This window comes from Sphingomonas nostoxanthinifaciens, assembly GCF_019930585.1.
Lineage (GTDB): Bacteria > Pseudomonadota > Alphaproteobacteria > Sphingomonadales > Sphingomonadaceae > Sphingomonas_I > Sphingomonas_I nostoxanthinifaciens.
The window spans coordinates 4,228,016-4,248,739 of sequence record NZ_CP082839.1 but is presented as its reverse complement, the minus strand read 5'-3'; the positions used below and the strand labels follow the sequence as shown (position 1 = coordinate 4,248,739).

At 68.5% G+C, this 20,724-nt stretch carries 22 protein-coding genes, 1 tRNA gene and 1 pseudogene; 10 read left to right on the top strand and 14 right to left on the bottom strand.

Going from position 1 to position 20,724, the window contains the following annotated elements; all coding sequences use genetic code 11:
* Window positions 1-39: 39 nt before the first annotated feature.
* From K8P63_RS20430 to K8P63_RS20420, 3 genes are read right to left on the bottom strand one after another with little or no spacing between them, the layout of a single operon-like run.
* The gene (locus K8P63_RS20430; RefSeq protein WP_223797804.1) at window positions 40-651 is read right to left on the bottom strand and encodes an LptA/OstA family protein; all 612 of its coding nucleotides are present in this window, start codon (window positions 649-651) and stop codon (window positions 40-42) included.
* Window positions 648-1,295 carry an LPS export ABC transporter periplasmic protein LptC gene (lptC, locus tag K8P63_RS20425; protein WP_223797803.1) on the bottom strand — a complete coding sequence of 216 codons (648 nt, stop codon included), beginning with the start codon at window positions 1,293-1,295 and terminating at the stop codon, window positions 648-650. The genes K8P63_RS20430 and lptC overlap by 4 nt, the downstream gene beginning before the upstream one ends.
* A 2-nt stretch (window positions 1,296-1,297) precedes the next feature.
* Window positions 1,298-1,915, bottom strand: a complete 618-nt coding sequence (locus tag K8P63_RS20420; RefSeq protein WP_223797802.1) for a ribonuclease D — start codon at window positions 1,913-1,915, stop codon at window positions 1,298-1,300.
* A gap of 213 nt (window positions 1,916-2,128) precedes the next feature.
* Here K8P63_RS20420 and K8P63_RS20905 point away from each other — a divergent pair, with 213 nt between their 5' ends.
* Complete coding sequence (locus K8P63_RS20905) at window positions 2,129-2,935, top strand: cold-shock protein (protein WP_317629332.1); 807 nt, start codon at window positions 2,129-2,131, stop codon at window positions 2,933-2,935.
* 64 nt (window positions 2,936-2,999) lie between these two features.
* On the opposite strand, the gene K8P63_RS20405 is transcribed toward K8P63_RS20905, so the two are convergent.
* The 3 genes from K8P63_RS20405 to K8P63_RS20395 form a co-directional block, all read right to left on the bottom strand.
* On the bottom strand, window positions 3,000-4,610 hold the full coding sequence (locus tag K8P63_RS20405) for a cisplatin damage response ATP-dependent DNA ligase (RefSeq protein ID WP_223797801.1): 1,611 nt from the start codon (window positions 4,608-4,610) through the stop codon (window positions 3,000-3,002).
* A 65-nt stretch (window positions 4,611-4,675) separates the two neighbouring features.
* Entirely contained in the window at window positions 4,676-4,849 is a 174-nt protein-coding gene (locus K8P63_RS20400) for a DUF1328 domain-containing protein (protein WP_223797800.1), read from the bottom strand.
* Window positions 4,850-4,899: 50 nt separating this feature from the next.
* Complete coding sequence (locus K8P63_RS20395) at window positions 4,900-5,400, bottom strand: Dps family protein (RefSeq protein ID WP_223797799.1); 501 nt, start codon at window positions 5,398-5,400, stop codon at window positions 4,900-4,902.
* Between the two features lie 233 nt (window positions 5,401-5,633).
* Here K8P63_RS20395 and rpmG point away from each other — a divergent pair, with 233 nt between their 5' ends.
* On the top strand, window positions 5,634-5,801 hold the full coding sequence (gene rpmG, locus K8P63_RS20390) for a 50S ribosomal protein L33 (protein ID WP_223797798.1): 168 nt from the start codon (window positions 5,634-5,636) through the stop codon (window positions 5,799-5,801).
* Window positions 5,802-6,002: 201 nt separating this feature from the next.
* Here rpmG and recN read toward each other — a convergent pair whose 3' ends face one another.
* The 6 genes from recN to yajC form a co-directional block, all read right to left on the bottom strand.
* Window positions 6,003-7,664, bottom strand: coding sequence for a DNA repair protein RecN (gene recN, locus K8P63_RS20385; RefSeq protein WP_223797797.1), 1,662 nt, complete (start codon window positions 7,662-7,664; stop codon window positions 6,003-6,005).
* A gap of 44 nt (window positions 7,665-7,708) precedes the next feature.
* Window positions 7,709-8,500 carry an outer membrane protein assembly factor BamD gene (locus K8P63_RS20380; protein ID WP_223797796.1) on the bottom strand — a complete coding sequence of 264 codons (792 nt, stop codon included), beginning with the start codon at window positions 8,498-8,500 and terminating at the stop codon, window positions 7,709-7,711.
* Window positions 8,501-8,560: 60 nt separating this feature from the next.
* Window positions 8,561-8,869, bottom strand: a complete 309-nt coding sequence (locus K8P63_RS20375) for an MTH938/NDUFAF3 family protein (protein WP_317629331.1) — start codon at window positions 8,867-8,869, stop codon at window positions 8,561-8,563.
* 79 nt (window positions 8,870-8,948) lie between these two features.
* On the bottom strand, window positions 8,949-9,908 hold the full coding sequence (gene secF, locus K8P63_RS20370; protein ID WP_223797795.1) for a protein translocase subunit SecF: 960 nt from the start codon (window positions 9,906-9,908) through the stop codon (window positions 8,949-8,951).
* Window positions 9,909-10,023: 115 nt separating this feature from the next.
* Window positions 10,024-11,622 (bottom strand): protein translocase subunit SecD, encoded by a 1,599-nt coding sequence (gene secD / locus K8P63_RS20365; RefSeq protein ID WP_223797794.1) that lies wholly within the window; start codon window positions 11,620-11,622, stop codon window positions 10,024-10,026.
* The gene (gene yajC / locus K8P63_RS20360) at window positions 11,622-11,951 is read right to left on the bottom strand and encodes a preprotein translocase subunit YajC (RefSeq protein ID WP_223797793.1); all 330 of its coding nucleotides are present in this window, start codon (window positions 11,949-11,951) and stop codon (window positions 11,622-11,624) included. Before yajC ends, secD begins: the two co-directional genes overlap by 1 nt.
* A gap of 148 nt (window positions 11,952-12,099) precedes the next feature.
* Between yajC and K8P63_RS20355 the strand changes: the two genes are divergently transcribed.
* The 8 genes from K8P63_RS20355 to K8P63_RS20320 all read left to right on the top strand — a co-directional run bounded on the left by K8P63_RS20355 (window position 12,100) and on the right by K8P63_RS20320 (window position 18,069).
* Window positions 12,100-12,176 (top strand) — tRNA-Pro (locus K8P63_RS20355).
* 58 nt (window positions 12,177-12,234) lie between these two features.
* Window positions 12,235-12,420: a hypothetical protein gene (locus K8P63_RS20350; RefSeq protein WP_223797792.1), complete on the top strand. Its 186-nt coding sequence runs from the start codon at window positions 12,235-12,237 to the stop codon at window positions 12,418-12,420.
* A 90-nt stretch (window positions 12,421-12,510) separates the two neighbouring features.
* Complete coding sequence (locus K8P63_RS20345) at window positions 12,511-12,951, top strand: PaaI family thioesterase (protein WP_223797791.1); 441 nt, start codon at window positions 12,511-12,513, stop codon at window positions 12,949-12,951.
* Complete coding sequence (locus K8P63_RS20340; RefSeq protein WP_223797790.1) at window positions 12,948-13,355, top strand: PaaI family thioesterase; 408 nt, start codon at window positions 12,948-12,950, stop codon at window positions 13,353-13,355. The genes K8P63_RS20345 and K8P63_RS20340 overlap by 4 nt, the downstream gene beginning before the upstream one ends.
* A gap of 8 nt (window positions 13,356-13,363) precedes the next feature.
* Window positions 13,364-13,762 (top strand): EVE domain-containing protein, encoded by a 399-nt coding sequence (locus K8P63_RS20335; RefSeq protein ID WP_223797789.1) that lies wholly within the window; start codon window positions 13,364-13,366, stop codon window positions 13,760-13,762.
* Between the two features lie 67 nt (window positions 13,763-13,829).
* Entirely contained in the window at window positions 13,830-15,326 is a 1,497-nt protein-coding gene (locus tag K8P63_RS20330) for an ATPase domain-containing protein (protein ID WP_223797788.1), read from the top strand.
* Window positions 15,319-17,538, top strand: coding sequence for an ATP-binding protein (locus K8P63_RS20325; protein ID WP_223797787.1), 2,220 nt, complete (start codon window positions 15,319-15,321; stop codon window positions 17,536-17,538). Before K8P63_RS20330 ends, K8P63_RS20325 begins: the two co-directional genes overlap by 8 nt.
* A 63-nt stretch (window positions 17,539-17,601) precedes the next feature.
* The gene (locus K8P63_RS20320; RefSeq protein WP_223797786.1) at window positions 17,602-18,069 is read left to right on the top strand and encodes a cupin domain-containing protein; all 468 of its coding nucleotides are present in this window, start codon (window positions 17,602-17,604) and stop codon (window positions 18,067-18,069) included.
* Window positions 18,070-18,204: 135 nt separating this feature from the next.
* Here the strand turns inward: K8P63_RS20320 and eda are convergent, their stop codons facing one another.
* Together eda and edd are read right to left on the bottom strand one after the other, a co-directional pair.
* A complete protein-coding gene (gene eda, locus K8P63_RS20315) occupies window positions 18,205-18,819 on the bottom strand; it encodes a bifunctional 4-hydroxy-2-oxoglutarate aldolase/2-dehydro-3-deoxy-phosphogluconate aldolase (protein WP_223797785.1) in 615 nt (204 codons plus the stop codon).
* Between the two features lie 62 nt (window positions 18,820-18,881).
* Window positions 18,882-20,702: pseudogene (edd, locus tag K8P63_RS20310) on the bottom strand (phosphogluconate dehydratase); the annotation flags it as partial.
* Window positions 20,703-20,724: the final 22 nt, after the last annotated feature.

Below are 20,724 nucleotides of genomic sequence, written 5' to 3'. Positions count from 1 at the left end.
AGCGGCAAGTTTCTTGCACGGCCTGAAGGCCGACGGCCGCTATTTCGGCGATGCGGCGGGCTTTGGCGCGGCTGGCTGCGCGCCATTGGTGGTGGTCGTCGTGCCGGCGCCGGTGGTGTTGTCGCGCTTCGGCACGGTGAAGTGGCCGGTTACGCGGCCATTGCCGTGCGTGGTCGCACCCGCACCGCCGACGACGTTGCTGTCGACGGTCGAGCGGCCGCTGTTGAGGTCCATCACCATCCGGGCGCCGTTGACCTTGTTGTCGCCGCGGATCAGCACGACGTTACCGATCAGCGTGATCACGCGCTTGTCGAGATCGTAGATGCCGTAGCTGCCGGTGGCGGTCTCGCTGGGATCGACCACCTTGACGCCGCCCGACGCATCGATGCGCTGGATCTCGGGGTCGGAATTCGGGCCGGCCGCGCGGCGATAGGCGACCGTCATCCGCGCCGCATCCATCGTCATGTCGCCCTGGACCACGTGGACGCTGCCGGTGAAGATGGCGCGATTGGCCTTGTCTTGTACCTCGATATGATCGGCGGTGACATCGGCGGGGGCATTGCTGTCATGCCCCTTGATGCTCGACTGCGCGACGGCGGGCGCAGTGCACGCCAGCGCGAGCAGGATAGTGATCGGGCCCCCACGGATCATCGCGCGCCTCTGGACCGCGCCTGAACGATATGCAAGCGGGCTCGCCCGACCAGATCGACCACATGCGTGTCGAGATTGGCGCGCAGCCGATCGGCGGAGAAATTGCCGAGCGGCATCGTGCCGGTCACCGGCCGCTGGCTGGCGAGAACCTTCTGGTCCATGTCGAGCAGCACGTTGGCGGTGGTGATGTGATAGCCGCCATTACCCTGGAAATCGACCGGCCCGTCGAGCGCGACATGCTGCGTGTCCATGTCGTAGCGGCCGCGGCCCGACGTGATCGTGGCAGGCCCGTCGGAAAGGGTGATGCGCGCGATCAGGTCGCTCAGCCGCACCAGCGGCTCGCGCGACGTCGCCTGCACGGCGGACGCGGCAGTGAGCTGGAACGGCTGCTCCTTCGAATCGCGCCCGCGATAGACCGCGCGCGTGACGCGCAGCCGCTCACGCGCCACGTCGACCCGATCCTTGGACAGCACGAAGCTGATGTCACGGCCGACGGTCAGCGGCGCGAGCGCCAGGAACGCCGCCAGCACCCCCACCGCCATCGGCAGGACGATGCGCAACGTCGCGATCAGCCGATCGTGGCTGCTGCCGGCGGCGGCCCATTCGCGCCGGCCTCGTCGTTGGCGTTCGGCAAGCTCCGACATGGTCAGATGTGCGCGAAGATGTCGATCTCGGGCCAGCCGGCCAGATCCAGCTCGGCGCGCGCCGGCAGGAAATCGAAGCAGGCCTGCGCGAGGCCGGTCCGCTGCTCGCGCGCCAGCCGCTCGTCGAGGATGTCACGCATCTGATGCAGATAGCGCACGTCGGACGCGGCATAATCCTTCTGCGCGTCGCTCAGCACCGGGCCGCCCCAGTCGGACGATTGCTGCTGCTTGGAGATATCCTGACCGAGCAGCTCGCGCACCAGCTCCTTGAGGCCATGGCGATCGGTATAGGTGCGCACCAGCCGCGACGCCGTCTTGGTGCAATAGACCGGCGCCGCCACGACGCCGAGATAATGGCGGATCGCCGCCAGATCGAATCGCGCGAAATGATAGAGCTTCAGTCGGGCCGGGTCGGCCAGCACCGCGCGCAGATTGGGCGCGGCATAGTCGCTGCCGGGCGCGAACCGCACGAGATGCTCGTCGCCGCGCCCGTCGGCGATCTGCACCAGGCACAGGCGATCGCGTGGCGTGATGAGCCCCATCGTCTCGGTATCGACCGCGACCGGCCCGGGGCCAAGCGCTTCGGCGGGAAGGTCTTCTTCGTGAAGGTAAACTGTCATCGGCTGCAGATAGGCGGGAGCGGGCTCTTGCTCAATGCCGGGCGATGCGGCGTCGGGGGATTGGCACGGGTGCGAAATCGCTCGCCGTTCGCGCCTTTGTCCTGTAAAGCTTTCGTTTGGCTGCGCATGATTCGCACGGCCGGAAGTTCGCGCGCGACCGCCCGGCGCGCCGGCTTTCACTGACAGGGGCGAAGTCGGGAAGATTTGGAAGGCATGAGTTTCGATCGAGGGCGGCGCGGTCAGCGCGGCGGCAAGGACAAGCGCGACGGCTTTGGCGAAGAAGACTTCGGCGGCGGTAGCAGCTATGGTGGCGGCGGCTTCGGCGGCGGTGATCGCTTCGGCGGTGGCGGCGGCTTCGGCGGCGGTGACCGCTTCGGCGGTGGCGGCGGCGGTTTCCGTAGCGGCGGCGGCGGTGGTTTCGGCGGCGGCGGTGGTGGCGGCGGCTTCCGCGGCGGCGCGGGCGGCGGCGGTGGTTTCGGTGGCGGCGGTAGCCGCATGCCGGCCCAGGTCGTCGGCGAGGCGACCGGCACGGTCAAGTTCTTCAACGGCCAGAAGGGTTTCGGCTTCATCGTTCGCGACGATGGCGGCGAGGACGTGTTCGTCCACATTTCGGCGGTCGAGCAGGCGGGCCTCGCAGGCCTGGCCGAGGGCCAGAAGCTGGGCTTCAGCCTCGTCGATCGTGGCGGCCGCATCTCCGCGACCGATCTCAAGATCGACGGCGAGCCGTTGCCGGTGACCGACGGCCGCAGCGCTGCGGCCCCGGCCGGCGGCGCGGGCGCAGGTGGCCCGCAGCGTCAGCTGACTGGTGAGCGCGCGAGCGGCACGGTGAAGTTCTTCAACGCGATGAAGGGCTTCGGCTTCATTCAGCGCGACGACGGCCAGCCCGATGCTTTCGTCCACATTTCGGCGGTCGAGCGCGCCGGCATGACCACCCTCAACGAGGGCGATCGGCTGGAATTCGAGCTCGAGGTCGATCGTCGCGGCAAATATGCCGCGGTGAATCTCTCGCCCGGTTCCTGATCCCCGATTTCTGAACCAAGAAGGTCCGGCCGCAGCGATGCGGCCGGGCTTTTTCGTGTGTCCGTCAGGTCACCATCCGCCGTAACGTCGCGATCAGGTCGGCCTCGCCCGCGGGCTTGTCGCGACGGATGCGGGCGATGCGCGGAAAGCGCATCCCAAGGCCCGATTTGTGTCGCTTCGATTCGTGGATCGAATCGAACGCGACCTCCAGCACGAGGCTCTTCTCGACCTCGCGCACCGGGCCGAATCGCTGCGTCGTGCGCGTGCGGACGAAATGGTCGAGCCATTTCAATTCATCGTCGGTGAAGCCCGAATAGGCCTTGCCGACCGGCAACAGCTCGCCGCCTTGGTCCGGCGGCGCGGTCCAGCAGCCGAACGTGTAATCCGAATAATAGCTCGATCGTTTGCCGTGTCCGCGCTGGGCATACATCATCACGCAATCGGCGGTCAGCGGATCGCGCTTCCATTTATACCACAGGCCGACACGGCGTCCGCCGACATAGGGCGAATCGCGTCGCTTGAGCATCACGCCCTCGATCGCGGCATCGCGCGCGCCGGCGCGAATTGTCTCCAGCGTGTCGAAGTCGGGCGCCTCGATCAGCGCCGACAGGTCGAACCGGTCGGGCGGCAGCGTCGGCACGAACCCCTCCAGCCGCGCGCGCCGAGTGCTCCAGCCGAGCGGACGCAGATCCTCCGCGCCGTCGAACAGGATATCGTAGAGGCGCACGAAGGCGGGAAAGTCGTTCTGCATCCGGGCCGAGACATTCTTGCGCCCGAGCCGCTGCTGGAGCGCGTTGAAGCTCGCCGCACCCTCATGCTCGATGCCGCCGCCCTGCGCCTCGCCGCGCACCAGCAGCTCGCCGTCGAGCACGCCCTCGCGCTCGAACGCCGCAGCCACTTCGGGGAAGCTCGCGGTGATATCGTCGCCGCCGCGGCTGTAGAGGCGGGTGTGGCCGCCGGCGCGGACAAGCTGGACGCGGATCCCGTCCCACTTCCACTCGGCGGCATAATCGGCGAGATCGACGCGTGCATCTTCCAGCGGGTGCGCCAGCATGAACGGCCGGAACACCGGCACGTCGGCGGCGGTCGGCCGCGCGCCCGCGCCGGTCGCCCATGCGAATAGCGGCAGATAGGGCGGCGAAAGGCCGTGCCACACCTCCTCCACCTGATCGACGTCGAGCGTGAATGCCTGCGCCAGCGCCGTCTTGGCGAGCCGCGCCGAGACGCCGACGCGCAGCTCGCCGGTCGCGAGCTTGAGCAGGGCGTAGCGCCCCGCCGCATCGAGCTGGTCGAGCATCCCCGCCAATGCGCGCGGCGCTTCGGCACGGCCCAGCGTCAGCAGCCGTTCGATCGCACCCGACAGGGTGATCGCGCCGCTGTCGAGCTCGGGCGGGAGGCCCGGCGGCTTCGGCCACAGCAAGGCCGCGGTCTCGGCGAGGTCGCCGACGAATTCGCGGCTCATCGCGAACAGCACCGGGTCGACGCGTTCGTCCACCAATGCCTTGATCGCCGATGCCTTGACCCCCGGCAGGTCGACTGCGCCCGTCAGCGCCGCCATCGCCCAGCCGCGATCGGGATCGGCGGTCGCCCGCAGATAATCGGCGATCAGCTTCAATTTGGCGTTACGCGACCGGGTGTAGACCAGCCCGTCGAGCAATTGGGAAAAGTCGCGCATGGCGCCCCAACGACAAAGGGCGGCACATCGTGCCGCCCCGCCACACTCTTATGCTGTCGGGTCGGTCAGGTGACCGCGCGCCCGGCGACCAGCGCCAGCACGAGGAACACCACGAACAGCAGGATCGCGATGAAGAACAGGATCTTGGCGATGCCGACGAACGCGCCGCCGATCCCGCCGAACCCCAGCGCGCCGAGCACCAGCCCGACCACCAGGAAGATGAGCGCCAGTTTGAGCATGAAAAACTCCTTCCGGCAGCTCAACGAGTTCGGCGGTGACCCGTTCCGCGTCAGGCCTTGCGGCTCGCCTCGAACAGGAACCAGGCGCGCTCTTCGGCCTGGTCGGTCCATTCGTCGACGATGCCCGACGTCGCATTGTCCTTCGCCTCGTCGGCGAGCTCCTTCACCGTGCGGAAACCCTCGACGAGCTTGAGATTGTCGTCGCGCAGCTCGGCCAGCATCGCCGCGGCATCGACAAACGCAGCGTCGTTGTCGGCGATGGTTTGATGGCGCGCGATGTCGCCGATCGAGCGCAACGTGACGTTGCCGGTCTTGCGCACGCGCTCGGCGATCGCGTCGGTCACGCCCAGGATCTGTGCCGACTGATCATCGAGCATCAGATGATAGTCGCGGAAGTGCGGGCCCGACACGTGCCAGTGGAAGTTCTTGGTCTTGAAATACAGCGCGAAGCAATCGGCCAGCGACGTATTGAGCGCGTCCGCGACGCTCGATACCGCGTTGGACGGCAGGTCGGTGGGGGTGGCAAGCTTGGGCGCGGGGGTATCCGCCATGGTGGGTCTCCCAGGGTTGAACGTTACGCAGGCGAAAATGACCGATGCCGCATTTGGTGCCGCGCGTCAGCCGGATATTGTCGATCACACCGATCGAGTGCCGCGAGGCGTACGCGCCTTGACTTTTCCCGGCTCAACGATCATGAGCGCGGGGTTCGAGCGGCGGCGACGCCGCTTTATTTTTTGGTGCCCCCGCGTGGGCCCGATTCGATAGCAGTAAGGGATTTGGGGTCATGGCCAAGCCGACCACCGTCAAGATCAAGCTCGTCAGCTCGGCCGATACCGGCTTCTTCTACGTGACGAAGAAGAATCCGCGCAACCAGACCGAGAAGCTGTCCTTCCGGAAGTATGATCCGGTCGTGCGCAAGCATGTCGACTTCAAGGAAGCCAAGATCAAGTGATGGCATGAGGCGCTCCGGCGCCTCGTGACGTCTGCCCGGCCCTGGCCGGGATCGAGAACACAGGCGGTGCGGGATGTCCTGCACCGCCTTTTTGTATTCACAGCAGTCGGTCGTCATCCCAGCGAATGCTGGGATCTCCCGAGGGAGCGCGCTTCGCGCTTCACGAGATGCCGGCCTGCGCTGGCGTGACGACGTTTTCGATTACGCCGCCGCCAGCAATCGCTGCGCCTGCGCACGCGCCTCGTCGGTGACCTCGGCGCCCGACAGCATCCGCGCGATTTCCTCGCGCCGTTCGCCCGAATCGAGCACGTGGACCCCGGTGCGCGCGACCAGCCCGTCCGAGCGCTTGGCGATCAGCCAGTGGCGGTCGGCGCGCGCCGCCACCTGTGGGCTGTGGGTGACGACCAGCAGCTGCCCGCCCGCCGCCAGCCGCGACAGCCGCTCGCCGATCGCCGCCGCCACCGCGCCGCCGACGCCGCGGTCGATCTCGTCGAAGATCATCGTCGCGCTGCCGGTTTCCTCGGCCAGCGCAACTTTCAGCGCCAGGATGAAGCGCGACAATTCGCCGCCGCTCGCAATCTTGGCGAGCGGTGCGAACGGCGCGCCGGGATTGGTGGCGATCTCGAACTCGACCCGATCGCGCCCGGCCGGGCTCCATTGTGTCTCGGCCAGCGGCGCGATGGCTGTGCGGAAGCGCGCACTGTCGAGCTTGAGCGGCGCCAACTCGCCCGCCACCGCCCGATCGAGCCGTGCCGCTGCCGCCGCGCGCGCCTCCGACAGGATGGCGGCTGCATCGAGATAGGCGGCGCGCGCGATGCTTGCCGCCTTCTCCAGCGCCGCAATCCCCTCATGCCCCGAATCAAGCCGGCCGAGACGCTCGGTCAGTTCCGCGGTCAGCGCGGCGAGCGCGTCGGGGTCGACGCGATGCTTGCGGGCCAGCGCGCGCAGATCGAACAATCGCGTCTCGATCGCCTCCAGCCGCGCCGGATCATAGGCGAAGGCGGCGCGTGCCTCGGCCAGCCGGTCTTCGGCCTCGCTCGCCTCGATCACCGCGCGGTCGACCGCTGCCAGTGCCGCCGCGAGCGTCTCGTCCTCGGGCGCAAGCCGGTCGAGCCGGCGCGCGGCCTGACGGAGCAGCGCCAGCGCGCCCTCCGATCCTTCGATCAGTTCGGCCGCGGTCGTCAGCTCGTCGGCCAGTCGCGCGCCCTTTTGCATCGAGGCGCGCTCGTCGGCCAGCGCCGCCTCCTCGCCCGGCTCGGCGGCGAAGCGGGTGAGTTCCTCCACCGCATGCGCCAGCCAGTCGCGGTCGCGCGCTGCCGCCTCCAGCTCGGTCGCGGCCTGGTCGAGCATCGCCTCGGCGGCGCGCCAGCGTTCGTGGGTTTGCGCAGCGGGGCGGGCATCGATCCGGCCGAACGTGTCGAGCAAGGCGCGATGGCCGCGCGGATTGAGCAGCCCGCGATCGTCATGCTGGCCGTGCACCTCGACCAGGCCGCTGCCCAGCGTGCGGAGAAGCCCGGCCGACGCCGCCTGATCGTTGACATAGGCGCGACTGCCGCCATCGGCGCGGACGACGCGGCGGATGACCAGCGGCTCGCCCGGATCTGCATCGATACCGCCCTCCGCCAGCGCGGCGAAGGCGGGATGGCCCGACGGCAGGTCGAAGCTGGCAGAGACGCTCGCCTGTGCGGCGCCTTGTCGCACCAGCCCGGCATCGGCGCGCACACCGAGCGCGAGGCCCAGCGAATCCAGCAGGATCGACTTGCCGGCACCCGTCTCGCCGGTCAGCGCCGCCAGACCGTGGCCGAACTCCAGGTCCAGCGCCTCGATCAGGACGACATCGCGAATGGCGAGCGCGGTGAGCATCGCCGTCTGTCTAGGCGATCATCCGCCGGAGCGGAAGCGGATGTTCAGGCCTTGTTCGCGCGCTTCTGAATCAGCTCGTAGGCGCGCTTGTAATAATCGCTGCCCGGATAGTTGGCGCCGAGCACGGCTGCGGTGCGGCGCGCCTCGTCCAGCACGCCCAGCTCCAGATAGCTCTCGACCAGCCGCTCCAGCGCCTCGGGGGTATGGCTGGTGGTCTGGTAATTGTCGGCCACGCGGCGGAAGCGGATCACCGAGGCGAGCCAATCGTGACGGCGCTGGTAGAAGCGCCCGATCGTCATCTCCTTGCCGGCGAGGTGATCGTTGATGAGATCGACCTTCAGCCGCGCATCGGCGGCATATTTGCTGTCGGGATAGCGGCGGGTCAGGTCGCCCATCGCGTCCAGCGCCTGCTGGCTGATCTTCTGGTCGCGATCGACGTCGCCGATCTGCTCGTAATAATCGACCGCGATCAGATACATCGCATAAGGCGCATCGCGATTGCCGGGGTGGATCGACAGGAAGCGCTGCGATGCCTGGATCGATTCGGGGTAGCTGTGCGCCAGATAGTAAGAGAAGGCGCTCATCAGCTCGGCGCGGCGCGCCCAGATCGAATAAGGATGCTGGCGCTCGACCTCGTCGAAGATCGCGCCGGCCGCCTTGTAGTTTCGCTTGTCGAGCTGGTCCTTGGCGGCGTTGTACAGCGTGTCGACGTCGCGCGCGACGTAGCGATTGCTGTCGCCGCCTTTCTTCTTGTTGCCCGTGGTCGAACACCCCGCCAGCGGCAGGGCGAAGGCAAGGGTGAGGAGAAGGGCGGAACGGACCGGGGAAACACGCATGGGTGACACCCCTTAGCGAAGCACGAGAAGAGCGGGAAGAGGCATGCGGCGGAGCGAGCCTCAGGCGAACGGCAGCAGGGCGGCGGCGATGTGCCGCCCTTCGCCGCGAAGCAGGCCCCAGGCGCGGGCGGCGGCGCGGCTGTCCATCACCTCGACGCCGACGCCCTTGGCCTCCAGCGCCGTCGCGAGGCTCGGCGACGGCCGGGCGAGCGTCGGTCCCGACCCGAGCAGCACGAATTCGGGCTTCGGGTCGAGCGCGAGCAAGGCGTCGAAGTCGCTCTCGGTCAGCGCGGCCAGCGACGGCGCGTCCCAGTCGATCGCGGCGTCGGGCGTCAGCATCAGCCCGCGCGGGAACAGGGTCGCCCCCACGCGGAAGCCACCCGCCGAAAGGCCGGTGACGAGCGGACCGCCCTGCGGCGCCGGGGCCTGGTCGAGCGTCGGCAGCGGATCAGCGCCCGATGCGCTCGGCGCCGGCCGCCGGGCCGGTCGCCTTCTTGGGCGTGATCGACGGCGTCAGCCCCAGCGTGATGAGCAGCGAGGAAGACACGTAGATCGAGCTGTAGGTGCCGACGACAACGCCCAGCATCATCGCGGCGGTGAAGCCGCGCAGCACCGGGCCGCCGAAGATCAAAAGTGCGGCGAGCGCCAGCAGCACGGTGAGCGAGGTCATCACGGTGCGCGGCAGCGTCTCGTTGACCGACAGATCGATCAGCGCGCGCATGTCCATGCTGCGATATTTGCGCATATTCTCGCGGATGCGGTCGTCGATCACGATCTTGTCGTTGATCGAATAGCCGATGATCGTCAGCACCGCGGCGACGATGTTCAGGTCGAACTCCAGCCGCGTCAGCGCGAAGAAGCCGAGCGCCATCAGCACGTCGTGCGCGATCGCGACGAAGGTCGAGACGCCGAACTGCCATTCGTAGCGGACCCACGAGAAGATCGCGATGCCGAGCACGGCGAGGAACACCGCCAGCAGCCCGTTGCGCACCAGTTCGCCCGACACCTTGCCCGAGACGGTCTCGGCGCGGTTGAAGGCGACGCCGGGATATTTGGCGGCAACCGCGCTCTCGACATTCTTGACGAGGCGGTTGGTCGCGCCTTCGTCGTTCGTCTGGGGCAAAGGCAGGCGGATCGAGACGACGTTGGGCGCGCCGAACGTCTGCAACTGCGCCTCGCCGACGCCGAGCCGGTCGACGTCGCCGCGTACCGCGTCGAGGCTCGGAGCCTGCTGGAAGCGCGCCTCGATCAGCACGCCGCCGACAAAGTCGACGCCGAGGTTGAGCCCGCGCAGGCCCACGATCGCGAGCGCCGCGACCGTCAGCAAGGCGGTGATGCCGAACGCCCAGTAACGCAGCCGGACGAAGCCGATATTGGTGTTGTCGGGGACGAGCTTGAGCAGGCGCATGATGACTAACTCGTCACCCCAGCGAACGCCGGGGTCTCGTGAGGGAGGGCGCGACGCATGTCGCGGGAGATGCCGACCTTCGCCGGGATGACGGTGATGGCGGAGCGGTTGGTCGTCATATCACCAGCACCGTCGGCCGGCGGCGGCGAAGCCACTGCGCGGCGAGCATGCGGGTGAAGAAGACCGCGGTGAAATAGGAGATGGCGATGCCGATCAGCAGCACCACCGCGAACCCCTTGACCGGACCCGAGCCGAGCACGAGCATGATGAGGCCGGAGATTGCGTGCACCGTGTTCGCCTCGAAGATCGTGCGGCTGGCTTCCTTATAGCCCAGCTCGATCGACTGGACGATGCCGCGCCCACGCCGACGCTCCTCGCGGATGCGCTCGTTGATCAGCACGTTGGCGTCGACCGCGGTGCCGATCGTCAGCACGAAGCCGGCGATGCCGGGCAAGGTCAGCGTGGCGTTGAGCAGGGCCATCACCGCGAGGATGACGAAGATGTTCAGCACCACCGCCAGGTTCGCATAGACGCCGAAGCGGCCGTAGGTGACGAGCATGAACACGATCACCGCGACCGAGGCGATCACCGACGCGATCACGCCGGCATGGATCGAATCGGCGCCGAGCTGCGGGCCGACGGTGCGCTCCTCGATCACCTTCAGCGCCACGGGCAGCTTGCCCGAACGCAGCGCGATCGCGAGCTGGTTCGCGCTGTCGGTGGTGAAGCTGCCCTGGATGATGGCATTACCGCCGAGGATCGGCTCGTTGATGTTCGGCGCCGAGATCACCTGATTGTCGAGGATCATCGCGAACGGCTTGCCGGTATTCTCCTGCGTCACCTGCGCGAAGCGGCGGCCGCCGGCGCCGTTGAACTTGATCGAGACCGCCGGCTGGCCGTTCTGATCCTTGTCGACGGTGGCGTTGATGAGATCGTCGCCCGAGATGATCGTGCGCCGCTGCACGGCGATCGACGGAATGCCGCCGGGATTGCCGGGATAGGGCACCAGCACCGAGCCGGGCGGGGCATGGCCCTGCGCGATGTCGGCTGGGTTGGCGGTCAGGTCGACCAGCTTGAACTCCAGCCGCGCGGTCTTGCCGAGCAACGCCTTCAGGCCCGCCGGATCCTGCAGGCCGGGCACCTGGACGAGGATGCGCGTCGCACCTTCGCGCACGATCGTCGGCTCGCGCGTGCCGAGCTCGTCGATGCGCTTGCGCACGACCTCGGTCGCGGTCTGCATCGCGCGATCGGCGCTGTCGCTTAGGCCGGCCTGCGTGGGCGTCATCACGATGCGGGTCGAATCGACCACCGCCACGTTCCAGTCGCGCTGGCCGGTGACGCCGACCGCCTGGGTCTGCGACCGCGCGCGCTCCACCGCCGCATCGAGCTGGGCCACGTCGCGCACGAAGAAGGACAGCTGGCCGTTGGCGGTCGAGATGTCGCCGATGTCGACCTTGGGCGAGCCGCGCCGCATCTCGGTGCGGATCGTCTCTTCCATCTTGGCCAGGTTCTGCTTGGCCAGATCGGCGGTATCCGCCTCCAGCAGCAGATGGCTGCCGCCCGACAGATCGAGGCCGAGATTGATGCGCGGAAAGTGGCCGAGGCCGAGCTTGCCGGCGGTGCTTTCGGGCATCAGGCTGGGGATTGCGAGCAGCACGCCGATCAGCAGCACCGCCCAGATCGTCACCACCTTCCAGCGGGGAAAGTCCAGCATCAGTCGTTGGCCGGCTTGCCGCCAGGCAGGCGCACGTCGGTCAGCGTGCTCTTGACCGCGCGGACGCGGACGTTGGGGCCCAGCTCCAGCTCGACCTCATCCTCGTCGACGCGCACGACCTTGCCGATCAGGCCGCCGCCGGTGACGACGGTGTCGCCCTTCTTGGCGGCTTGGATGCGCGCGCGATGGTCGCGCTGCGCCTTCTGCTGCGGGCGCCACAGCAGCAGGTAGAAGATGCCGAGGATGAGGACCCAGGGAACGATCAGGGTGACGATCGACCCCGCGCCGGAAGCGGCCCCGGTGGGCTGGCCAAAAAGGGAGGCGAACATCCTGGGTCTACATATCCTGAAAGAGGGCGCACGGCCGCGACCCGCGATGCGGGCGCTGGAAGGCCGGGCGCCTATCACGCAGCGTAAGGCGGAGCAATGGCTGCGCTTGCCAAGCGGGCCGGCCGCCTATAGGGGGCTCGGCCTTGGTCGGGGCGTAGCGCAGCCTGGTAGCGCATCAGACTGGGGGTCTGGGGGTCGCAGGTTCGAATCCTGTCGCCCCGACCAGTTCCAACACAGACCCCGGTGCGGTTGACACGGCCGCGATGCCCCCGGACAAGGCGGCATGGATCTCGAGCCGCCCCCCGAAGCCCGCGTGATCGTGAACGGCGAGCCGGTCGAGGGCGTCGATCCGCTGTTCGTCGGCACGTTCGAGGAAGCACGCGAGTTCATGCTGTCGCTGCCGCCCGAACAGCAGTCCGAGGTTTCGCTGTTCACGCCCGATCGGATCTACGCCGCGGCCGACCTCTGATCGTCGCGCGAAACATCCCCAAACGAAGACGCTGATCCTGTCACATGCGGGCGCTTGTGGCGCGACCGGCGCTCCCATATGCCGGCGGCCATGAGCTTCACCGATGCTCCTCCCTTCGATCCGGCGCGCCTGCTGGCGGGCCCGCGCGGCGGCCACGTCGTCGCGCTGGGAATCGGCTATCGCAGCCACGGCCCGGACTGGTGCGAGCTGGAACTCGGCTACGACCGCCGGCTGGTGTCCGATGCGACCAGCGGCATCCTCGCGTCCGGCCCGATCGTCTCGCTGATGGACATGGCGACGGGCATGGCGGTGTGGGCGCGGCGCGGGCGGTTCCTGCCGCACGTGACGCTCGACCTCCGGCTCGATTATCTGCGGCCGGCGCGCAGCGGCATGGCGGTGATCGGGCGCGGCGAATGTTATCGCCTGACGCGCCGGATCGCCTTCGTGCGCGGCATCGCCCACGACGGCGATCCGGAGGATCCGGTCGCGCACGCCGCCGGCACCTACATGCTGCTGGACGCGCCGCAGTGACGGCGGTCGGCCTGCTGCCGTATGCCGATTTCCTCGGCATCAGCCTTGAGGGCGAGCGCGACGGCGCGCCGCTGCTCGTCATGCCGTTTTCCGAAGGGCTGATCGGTGCGCCCGGCCGGCTGCACGGCGGCGCCATTGCCGGCCTGTTGGAGATCGCCGCGATCGCCGCGATCGATGCGACGCTGGAGGATGGCGAGCCCGCGCGATCGATCTTCAAGCCGATCACGGTGACGGTGGATTTCATGCGGCCCGGCCTGCTGGTCGCGACCTATGCCTGCGGCGAGGTGGTGCGCGTCGGCGGCCGCATCGCCAATGTCGGCGTGTCCGCATGGCAGGAGGATCCGGCGCGCCCGATTGCCGCCGCGCGCATGAATCTGGCGATCGCGCAGCCGCGCGCCGACTGAGGAGCGACATGCACTACTGGATCCTGCGTTCCGAGCCCGATGCCTATAGCTGGGACGATCTGATGCGCGACGGCGGCACCGAGTGGAACGGCGTGCGGAACTACACCGCGCGCAATTTCCTGAAGGAGATGGTGCCCGGCGACCAGGCGCTATTCTATCACAGCAATACCGAGAAGGCGGCGGTCGGCATCGTGGAGATCACGCGCGCGTGGCAGCCCGACGGCGACGACGGCAAATGGGCGAGCGTCGCCGTCCGCCCGTTGCGGCCGCTGGCCAAGCCGGTCACGCTCGCCACGATCAAGGCCGAGCCATCGCTCGCCCGGCTGGAGATGCTGCGCCAGTCGCGCCTGTCGGTCACGCCGGTGGGTGACGCGGAGTGGGCGGAGCTGCTGGCGCTCGGCTCCTGAGCGCGCCTTTGTGATTCTCACGACAAGCTTCTAGGCTGGGTGGCTATATCCCGGGAAGCCGAGCATAATGCCTGACGCGACGATCATCTCCACGGGCAATGCGGGCCTCGATACCGTGCTCAAGGGTGGGCTGCCCGCCAATCGACTATACCTGCTCGAAGGCTCGCCCGGCTCGGGCAAGACCACGCTCGCGCTGCAATTCCTGCTGGAGGGCGTGCGGCGGGGCGAACGCGTGCTCTACATCACGCTTTCGGAGACGCGCGAGGAGCTGGCGGTGGTCGCCGCCTCGCACGGCTGGACCCTCGACGGCTTCGATATTTTCGAGCTCGGATCGGCTGAGGAGGTGTTCGGCAGTGGACGCGAGCAATCGATCATCCACCCCTCCGAGCTCGAGCTGGGCGAAACCATCCGCCTCATCCAGGACGAGGTCGAGCGGGTGCACCCCACGCGCGTCGTGTTCGACAGCCTTTCCGAAATGCGGCTGCTGGCGCAGGATGCGTTGCGCTATCGCCGCCAGGTGCTCGGGCTGAAGCAGTTCTTCGTGGGCCGGCACAGCACCGTCCTGCTCGTGGACGATCGGACCGGCACGAACGGCGCACCCGATTCGCATCTGCACAGCCTGTGCCACGGCGTCGTCACGCTGGAACGGCTCACGCTCGATTTCGGAGCGGCGCGGCGACGGCTGCAGGTTCAGAAGCTGCGTGGGGTCGATTTCACTGCCGGATACCACGATCTCGTAATCCGCGCCGGCGGGCTCGACATCTTCCCGCGCCTGATCGCGGCCAGCCATTATCGCGATCATGCCAGCGAAGCGGTGAGCAGCGGCGTGGGCGAACTCGACGATCTGCTCGGTGGTGGCCCGTTGCGGGGAACCAGCACGTTGCTCACGGGGCCGGCGGGCGCCGGCAAGACGACCATCGCGCTGCAATATGTCGACGCGGCCTGCCGGCGCGGCGAGCATTGCACGATCTTCGAGTTCGACGAGCGCGTCGACACGCTGATGGCGCGGGCGAAGGCCTTCGGGCTTGCGCTGGCGAGCCACATCGAAGCGGGCCTGCTCGTGATCGAGCAGAACGATCCGGCCGAAATCTCGCCGGGCGAGTTCGCCGCGCGGGTCCGCCGCGAGGTGCAGGATCGCGGCACGCGGCTGATCGTGATCGACAGCCTTAATGGCTATCTGGCGGCGATGCCGCAGGAACAGCAACTGATCCTGCAGATGCACGAATTGCTTTCGTTCCTCAGCCAGCAGGGCGTGGCGACCTTCCTTGTCAACGCGCAGAGCGGGCTGGTCGGCACGATGACGAGCCATCTGAACATCTCGTATATCGCCGACATGGTCGTGCTGCTGCGCTTCTTCGAGGCGGAGGGCCGCATCCGCAAAGCGATCTCCGTCCTGAAGAACCGCGCTGGCCCGCACGAAGATGCGATCCGCGAGTTTCGGGTCGATGCGCAGGGTGTGCGCGTCGGCGCGCCGCTCACCAGCTTTCGCGGCGTGCTGACCGGGACGCCCGAATATGTCGGCGCGGAGATGCCGCTGATGGAAGATCGGGGGGTGCGTGCATAGGACCGCGCCCGAGGGCCGCCGCGTCCTCATCTGCGCGCCTTATGGCCGCGACGCGGAAAGCGTTGCCGAAATTCTGGCGCGCGATCGTTACGAAGCACGCGTCTGCCCCGATCTGGCAGCGGTCGCCCGCGCGATCGACGCGGACGTCGGCGCGATCATGCTGACCGAGGAAGCGCTGGACGACGACATCGCGCCGCTGCGCGCGGCGCTGGCGCAGCAGCCGCCGTGGTCCGACGTGCCGTTCGTCCTGCTGGCGACGCCGCGCGCGGCGGTGCAGCGCACGGCCGGTACGGCGTATCAGCGGCTGCTCGATCTGGTGACCAACGCGGTGGTGCTGGAACGGCCGCTCGGCATCGCCTCGCTGGTTAGCGCGATCGCTTCGGCGATGCGCTCGCGCCAACGACAATTCGAGATGCGCGACCGCATGGACGCGCTCGCCGCATCGGAGGCGGCGCTCCGCGAGGAAAGCCGCGCGCTGGACACGCTCAACCGCACCGGCGAGCGGGTGGCGGGCGAACTCGATCTCGACAAGCTGGTGCAGGCGGTGGTCGATGCCGGCGTCGAGCTGACGGGCGCGGCGTTTGGCGCGTTCTTCTACAATCAGGTCGACGACAGCGGCGACCATTACATGCTTTATTCGCTGTCGGGCGCGCCGCGCGAGCTGTTCGCGCATTTCCCGATGCCGCGCATCACCCCGGTGTTCGCACCCACCTTCACCGGCGCGAGCCCGGTGCGATCCGACGATATCACGCAGGATCCGCGCTATGGCGGCAGCAACAGCTTCGGCGGGATGCCGGCCGGCCATCTCGAGGTGAAGAGCTATCTCGCGACGCCGGTCGTGTCGCGTTCGGGCGACGTGATCGGTGCCTTGCTGTTCGGCCACCCCGCGCCGGCGATGTTCGACGAACGCGCCGAACGGCTGGCGCTCGGCCTTTCCGCGCAGGCGGCGATCGCGATCGACAATGCGCGGCTGATCCAGGCGGCGCAGCGGCTCAACCAGACATTGGAGGAGATGGTCGCCGCGCGCACCGAGGCGCTGGAGGCCGAGATGGCCAGTCGCGCTGCTGCCGAGGCGGCCTTGCGCCAGAGCCAGAAGATGGAGGCGGTCGGCCAGCTCACCGGCGGGATCGCGCACGATTTCAACAATATGCTGACGGGCGTGATCGGCAGCCTCGACATCATGAAGCGCCGCATCGCCGCCGGCCGCACCGACGCGCTCGATCGCTTCATGGACGCGGCGACCGTCTCGGCGCAGCGCGCGGCGGCATTGACCCAGCGCCTGCTCGCTTTCTCGCGCCGCCAGTCGCTCGATCCGCGCCCGCTCGACGTCAACGCGCTCGCCGCCTCGCTGCAGGATCTGCTGTGCCGCACGATCGGCGAGAATGTCGCGCTGCAGATCGTGCCGGGCGACCGGCTGCCGCCAGCGGTCGCCGACGCCAACCAGCTCGAAAACGCGATCCTCAACCTCGTGATCAACGCCCGTGACGCGATGCCGCAAGGCGGCCGGCTGACGATCGAGACCCATGCGGTCGATCTGGACGACGTCTATGCCGCCGCACGGCCCGGGATCGAGCCCGGTCGCTATGTCGTGGTGGCGGTGTCGGACACCGGCGTCGGCATGTCGCCCGCGGTGCTGGAACAGGTGTTCGAGCCGTTCTTCACCACTAAGCCGATCGGTCAGGGCACCGGGCTCGGCCTGTCGATGGTCTATGGCTTCGCGCGCCAGTCGGGCGGCCAGGTGCGCATTCACAGCAAGGTGGGCGAGGGCACGTCGGTCAAGCTTTACCTGCCTGCGGGCGAGGTGGCGGACGAGGCGCCGGCACCCGCGCGCACGCAGGTGCGCGAAGGCCAGGGCCAGACGGTGCTGGTGGTCGAGGACGATGAATCGGTGCGCATGCTGGTGCGCGAGGTGCTGGAAGAGCTTGGCTACCAGCCGATCGAGGCGGGCGACGCGAATGCGGCGATCCCAATCCTCGCCGAGGCGCGACCGATCCACCTGATGGTCTCGGACGTGGGCCTGCCGGGCATGACCGGCCGCGAGCTGGCCGACATCGCGCGCGAGCATCGGCCCGATCTGCCGATCCTGTTCGTAACCGGCTATGCCGAGAATGCCGCGATCCGCGCGGGCTTCCTCGGCGCGAACATGGACATGATCACCAAGCCGTTCGCGCTGCATGCGCTCGCCGCCAAGATCGACGCGATGATCGACTGAGGCGGCGCGACGGAGCCTCCCCGGCTCGCGTGGGTTGTACCGCGTACGAAACGGAGAACCGACATGCCGACCTTCAACAAGGACATGCACAAGCTCGCGACGGCCAACAGCTTCTTCCAGAAGGAGGTCTATCGCGACGGCAACATCCAGATCGTGCTGATGAGCCTGCTGCCCGGCGAGGATATCGGCGAGGAAACCCACCGCGCCGACCAGACGACCTATTTCGTCGAGGGCAACGGCAAGGCGGTGCTCGACGGACGCGGCACCAAGGTGACCGCGAACCACGTCGTCGTGATCCCGCAGGGGACCAAGCACAATATCGTCAACACCGGCACCGCGCCGCTCAAATTGTTCTCGGTCTACGCCCCGCCAGCCGAGGAGCCGGGCGTCAAGAACCGCACCAAGGCCGATGCGGAGGCCGCCGAGAAAGGCGTCATCGCGGGCGCGCTGGAGACGGTGACCGAGGTCGCCAAGGCGCTCGGCGAGAAGGTGAAGAAAGCGGGCAAGAAGAAGCGCAAGAAGGAGAAGTGAGTGCGGCGCGCCGCGCCGCCCCGCTAGCCCCCCTCGTCATGCCAGCGAACGCTGGCATCTCCCGCGGCATGCGCCGGCGCGTCAGCCGCGCGAGACCCCAGCGTGCGCTGGGGTAACAAATGAGGTGCCCTGCCTTCAGCCCTTGCCCAGCTTCGACGCGGCCAGCGCGCGCTGGTAGATGGCGTCGGGGTCGGGCGTGCCGCCCGGCACCAGCCAGCTGCCGCCGACGCATGCCACCGCCGGAAGCGCCAGCCAGTCGGGCGCGGTCGCCTCGGTGATGCCGCCGGTCGGGCAGAAGGTGCACTGGAAGAACGGGGCCGCCAGCGCCTTCAGCGCCTTGATCCCGCCCGCGGCCTCGGCCGGGAAGAATTTGAAGCGGTCGAGACCCAGATCGAGCCCGCGCATGATGTCGGCGGCGGTCGCGGTGCCGGGCAGGATCGCGACCTCCTCCTTGTGCGCCGCCTCGACCACCGTCGCGGTGAGGCCGGGCGAGACGATGAAGCGGGCGCCTGCGCCCACCGCGCGGGCGAGCTGGTCGGCATTCACCACCGTGCCGGCGCCGACCACCGCACCCTCGACCTTCGCCATCTCGGCGATCACCTGCAACGCCGCGGGCGTGCGCAGCGTCACCTCCAGCGCGCGCAGGCCGCCTGCCACCAGCGCCTCGGCGATCGGGCGCGCATGGGCGACGTCCTCGATCACCAGCACCGGCACCACCGGCGCGAGCGCCATCACTTCGTCGATTCTCATGCGTCGATGTTCCTGTCTTCCCAGTTGGAAACCACGGGTTCGTCTTCCTCGGTCGGGCCGCCGAGCGTCGCCTCCATCGCCGCCAGCATCGCCGATGCGCCCTCCTCGGCGCCCGATGCGCCGAAGCGCATGAAGGCGAACAGCTCGCGGCCGGTGCCGGCATGCGGCGGCGGGGTGGGGGCGCAATCGCGCGCCGCCCACTCGGCCGGATCGATCAATGCGTCGAGCGTGCCCGCCTCGGCCGAGAGGCGCACGATATCGCCGTCGCGCAGCCGGCCGACCGGGCCGCCGGCGATCGCCTCGGGCGAAAGGTGGATGGCGGCGGGCACCTTGCCGCTCGCGCCCGACATGCGCCCGTCGGTGACGAGCGCGACCTTGAAGCCCTTGTCCTGCAGCGAGCCGAGCGCGGGCGTGAGCTTGTGCAGCTCGGGCATGCCGTTGGCGCGCGGACCCTGGAAGCGCACCACCACGATCACGTCGCGGTGCAGCTCGCCCGCTTTGTAGGCCTTCAGCACGTCGTCCTGATCGGTGAAGACGCGCGCCGGCGCCTCGACCGTCCAGCGGACCGGATCGACCGCGCTGGTCTTGAAGGTCGCACGGCCGAGATTGCCCTGCACCAGCCGCATGCCGCCATCGGGCTGGAACGGGCTCGCGGCCGGGCGCAGCATCGTATCGTCGCGGCTCTCCGCCACCGGCGTCCAGGCGATGCCCTCGCCCACCATAGCCGGCTCCTGCCCGTAGGCGCGCATGCCGCCGCCCCACACCGTCATGATGTCGTCGTGGAGCAGGCCCGCATCCAGCAGTGTCGAGACGACGAAGGCGATGCCGCCCGCCGCGTGGAAATTGTTCACGTCGCCCGATCCGTTGGGATAGACGCGCGCCACCAGCGGCACGGCGGCCGACAGCGCGTCGAGATCCTCCCAGTCGAACACGATCCCCGCCGCGCGCGCGATGGCGGGCAGATGGATGGCGTGGTTGGTCGAGCCGCCCGTGGCGAGCAGTCCGACGGCGGCATTGACGATCGCCTTCTCGTCGACGCAGCGGCCCAGCGGGCGATAATCGTCGCCGGCCCAGCCGATCGCGGCGAGGCGGTGGACGGCGGCGCGCGTCAGTTCCTGGCGCAGCTTCGTGCCCGGATTGACGAAGGCCGATCCGGGGACGTGAAGGCCCATCACCTCCATCATCATCTGGTTGGAATTGGCGGTGCCGTAGAAGGTGCAGGTGCCGGCGGTGTGGTAGCTCGCGCTCTCCGATTCCAGCAGTTCGGCGTCGCCCACCTTGCCCTCGGCATAAAGCTGGCGGACGCGCACCTTCTCCTTGTTGGGCAGGCCCGACGGCATCGGGCCACCGGGGACGAGGATCGTCGGCAGGTGGCCGAAGCGGAGCGCGCCCATCAGCAGCCCCGGCACGATCTTGTCGCAGATGCCGAGCAACGCCGCGCCCTCGAACATGCCGTGGCTCAGCGCCACCGCGGTCGACAGCGCGATCGTGTCGCGGCTGAACAGCGACAGCTCCATGCCCGGCTGGCCCTGCGTCACGCCGTCGCACATGGCCGGCACGCCGCCGGCGACCTGCGCCGTGGCGCCGATCTCGCGCGCGAACACCTTCATCTGCTCGGGGTAGCGGCCATAAGGCTGATGCGCCGACAGCATGTCGTTATACGACGTAACGATGCCGATGTTCATCGCATGGCCGGCGATGATCGCCTTCTTGTCCTCGAACGCGGCGGCGAAACCGTGGGCGAGATTGCCGCACGACAGGCGCGGGCGATCGACGCCGTGCAGGCGCTCGCGATCGATGAGGTCGAGATAGGCGCCGCGCGTGCGGCGCGAACGCTGGATCACCCGATCGGTGACGGCGGCGATGCGGCGGTCGAGGGTCATGACAGGCTCCATATAAGCGGTC